We start from the raw sequence: 3,541 nt of genomic DNA on the forward strand, positions 1-3,541 counted from the left end.
CGGCTGTTCCTTGAGCGCATCCTCCAGCTGCTCACCGGTGAGGACGAATTGATCACTAAAGGTGTAGATAATGGCGTGTTTAAACATGGTTTCCCTTCTCTTTATTTTTCGGTTAATCAGGCGGCAGCTGTCAGGGGCTGCTGTTGAATCACGCGGCTGGACACTGTGGCCGTCCACCAGCCGCCCTTTTTTACGCAGTGAAAGCAGAAGACATAATCACGGGAGAGCATCTTGATAATCTGAACAAGCTCCCCAAAGGTTCTGGTTTCGATGCAGTGGCCGGTTTCGAGTTTCTCAGCTGTGACTGCAGGCTGCTCTTCTTGATCATCGCCATAGATGTCATCAATCAGGCCGCCAATGATTTCCTCAGCTTCAGCACTGTTGCACTCGGCGATTTTGTAGCAGTACGCGTGAGTGCCATCCTTGGTGATCGGGTCATATCCATTCAATTCACTGATTGGCTTTTCAACGCCACATCTGCAGCAAACAGCTGTTTCTTTCATGGTCATGCTTTTATCCCCGCTACGTATTTGCGGCCGACTCGTGTTGTTCTTACCAACCGCACGCTGGTTCTTACTGGCTGGCGTACGGGTGTTTCTGTTTGTGTGGTGCCAAGGCCGATCACTTGGACAATGGAGAGCAGCAGGCACAGTGGCGCGATAATGCCGCGGCTTATTGCGATGGCGACTGCGTGAACCATGCTTTTGCTCTCAAGACGCTCACGGGCTTGCTCCCAGTGGCGGCGCACAGTGTGCGGTGAGCAACCCATCTCACGAGCAGTACCCTTGTGGCATAGTCCGCTGGCGGCTAGCTGGAGGCTTTGTTTCTGCTTCGGCGTGAGAGTTTGCATTGTTGCTGTCCTTGGTAATTAACCTTTACCTCTTTAAATTAACCTTTGGCCGATAAAATGACAATAAATAATTTACCTTTTTCTTTGTAATGTTAATTTTGGGTGTAAAAAAACCAGCCCGAAGGCTGGTCATGATCGTGCAGGGAGAGAGGTTTAGGCAGATTCTTTCAAGGGGGCAGGGTTGCTGCGTTGCGCTTGTAATTGTCGGTTTATGTTTTCAAGTTGCTGGTGGATTTCTTCCAGCTGCCTGTCCTGCTGGCTGCTGGAGTCATCCTCCAGAAACCATGAGGCTATATAGCCTGTAAACGTACCAAACAACCCTACACCGGCTGTCATAAGAATACCGGCTATCACGCGGCCTTCCGGAGTCACTGGATAGAAGTCTCCGTATCCCACTGTAGTGATCGTGACAAAGGCCCACCACAAAGCATCAGCACCGTTTCCAATATTACTGTTGGCTCCCGATTCAACCTGCATAATCGCAACCGCACCGAACACCACCAGCACCATAGATATGGCTGACACAGTGGCAAAGGTTCCCTGTGTGCGATTGCGGAGGAGGAAAGTAATCAGCATGCGAGCCGACTTGGCTGCACGGAGTATTCTTAGAACGCGAATCACCCGCACGACACGTGCCGCCCGGAAGGCGTCGATCATAGGGATGCTTGATATCAGGTCAATCCAGCCCCAGCGCATAAACGCCCGTTTGCTGGTGGCCTTGATGAAGCGGTAGAAGAAGTCGAAAAGGAAAAAGCCGCAGATGATCGTGTCTGCGGTGTTAAATATGCTGCGGGTTTCTTGTGACAGAGGAAAGGCAGACTGGGCAAAGAGCAGGAGCAGTGAAAACACGGACAGTATCAGTATAAAAAACTGGAAGGGTCCGAGCTCCTCGGTGGTGTCGTTCATTCAATTTTCTCATGGGTTAATAACTTCCTTGCAAGCTTGTATGAGGCGCTTTTCCATTTGCGTCCACGGAAGCTTGTTTTTTGCATTATTGAGTATTTGTCCGGCAAGGGCATGGATAACAGAAATTTGTTCAAGTCTCGCAGCTTGTTGCTGCATATCTTCAAAGTGTTCGGTAGGCGTACTTACGTGGCCGCTACTCTGGCTTGTTGGTGTCTCGTGCTTCTCCATGAACGCCTGATACATGATCCGCTCAGGGTGTTTGTCCATGTTCCCTGTAATGAGCCAGTCCGCATCTATATGCAGAAATGCCGAAATGATCTTCAGGTTGCGTGGTTTTATTGAAGCCACCTCACCGCGCTCAAGCTGGGTGATGGAGTTACGAGTTTGTCCTAACTGATCTGCAACGTCGTTTTGCGTGTAGCCCTTGGTTCGCCCTGGTATCCACTTGTAGCAGTTCTTTCTGGCGTATTTTGCGCGTTCACCTAGCGTGGTCATGTGCTCTCCCTTTTGACAGAACATTTTACCCTTTACCTATGTAGTGTCGACGTTACAGTAAATTAACTAAATGGATCATTTGGCCTATTTTTTCTTGTCAAAATAGCTTAAAAAGGTAAATAATTATTCTGTTAAGACATGGAATAAGAAGATGGGAAGAAAGAAAACAACGGTTCAGAGCGTTATTGACCACTTCAATACACCCACAGAACTGGCAAAGGCTCTGAATCTCTCAGTGAAGAATGTCTATATCTGGCGTCGTCAGGGTTATATCTCTGGCCCTGCCTGTGATGCGATCGAAGAAGTGACTGGGGGAAGGTTTAAAGCGATTGAGTTGAGGAAGATGGCGAAAAGCGCCCGCGGTCGCAGTTTTTACCGGAAGTAATCAGACAAAGAAAAGCCCCGGCGGCGTAGCAACCAAGAACCGGGGCTTTTCAACCATACGAAATGGCAGGAGTCATTATGGAAAGCCATAAGAGAAAAAACAAGGGTATGAGCGACATTATCCCCGATCTGGCAAAGCTCCTTGAACGGCCAATAGCGTTCCAGCAGCCCTATGCCCAGATTGCTGGTTTTGCAGCTGGTGGATTGTTTCTGAGCCAGGCGTTGTACTGGACTGGCAAATCAGAGCGTGATGGTCAGTGGTTTTATAAAACTCAGGATGAGTGGCACAAGGAAACGTGGTTGTCTCGCTCTGAGCAGGAGCGTTCACGGAAGGCTCTTAAGAAAGCGGGTGTTCTGGAAGAGAAGCGCAAGGGAAACCCTGCAAAACTCTGGTACCGGGTGAACAGATCCATGCTGAATGCCGCACTTTTTGAAATCCTTGAAAATCAACAGTTTGCAGAATCCAGCAAACAAGAATGCAGAAATCAGCAAACAAGAGTGCAGGATTCAACAAACAAGGGTGGAAAGGCAGAGAAAACCATCAAAGCCCAGCAAGAAAAAAGCGGCGAGAATCAACAGTTTGCAGAATCCGACAATCTGAACGGAGCCAGTAATTCCGCCAGTCTGCAGAATCAAGCAATCAAGAATGCGGAAATCAACAAACAAGAATGCAGGAATCAGCAAACAAAACTGCAGGATTCAGCAAACATTACAGAGAGTACTTCAGAGAATACCTCAGAGAGTACTGCAGATACTCAAAGCACTGATACTGACGCTGACGCGGCAGCAGTCGAAGGTGAGTTGATTGTGCAGGTTGAAGAGCCACCCTCCCTGATTGATTACCTCTTCGAACGTGGTACCCATCCCGTGATTCTTCTCTTCGTGCACTCTGCGAGGAAGAACGCT

General features: G+C 48.8%; 6 protein-coding genes. 2 read left to right on the top strand and 4 right to left on the bottom strand.

Annotated elements, in window-relative coordinates:
• Positions 1 to 116 precede the first annotated feature (116 nt).
• The 4 genes from E1189_RS04930 to E1189_RS04945 form a co-directional block, all read right to left on the bottom strand.
• Entirely contained in the window at positions 117 to 509 is a 393-nt protein-coding gene (locus tag E1189_RS04930; protein WP_155158940.1) for a hypothetical protein, read from the bottom strand.
• The gene (locus E1189_RS04935; RefSeq protein ID WP_155158941.1) at positions 506 to 850 is read right to left on the bottom strand and encodes a response regulator transcription factor; all 345 of its coding nucleotides are present in this window, start codon (positions 848 to 850) and stop codon (positions 506 to 508) included. The genes E1189_RS04930 and E1189_RS04935 overlap by 4 nt, the downstream gene beginning before the upstream one ends.
• Positions 851 to 1,003: 153 nt before the next feature.
• Positions 1,004 to 1,756 (bottom strand): potassium channel family protein, encoded by a 753-nt coding sequence (locus tag E1189_RS04940; RefSeq protein ID WP_155158942.1) that lies wholly within the window; start codon positions 1,754 to 1,756, stop codon positions 1,004 to 1,006.
• A gap of 9 nt (positions 1,757 to 1,765) precedes the next feature.
• Positions 1,766 to 2,251 (bottom strand): helix-turn-helix domain-containing protein, encoded by a 486-nt coding sequence (locus tag E1189_RS04945; protein WP_196221207.1) that lies wholly within the window; start codon positions 2,249 to 2,251, stop codon positions 1,766 to 1,768.
• Between the two features lie 151 nt (positions 2,252 to 2,402).
• Between E1189_RS04945 and E1189_RS04950 the strand changes: the two genes are divergently transcribed.
• Complete coding sequence (locus E1189_RS04950) at positions 2,403 to 2,636, top strand: helix-turn-helix domain-containing protein (RefSeq protein WP_155158944.1); 234 nt, start codon at positions 2,403 to 2,405, stop codon at positions 2,634 to 2,636.
• Between the two features lie 77 nt (positions 2,637 to 2,713).
• On the top strand, positions 2,714 to 3,541 hold an 828-nt coding region (locus E1189_RS23585; protein ID WP_230460175.1), incomplete at its 3' end, for a hypothetical protein.

The organism is Parendozoicomonas verongulae (genome assembly GCF_009711465.1).
GTDB lineage: Bacteria > Pseudomonadota > Gammaproteobacteria > Pseudomonadales > Endozoicomonadaceae > Sansalvadorimonas > Sansalvadorimonas verongulae.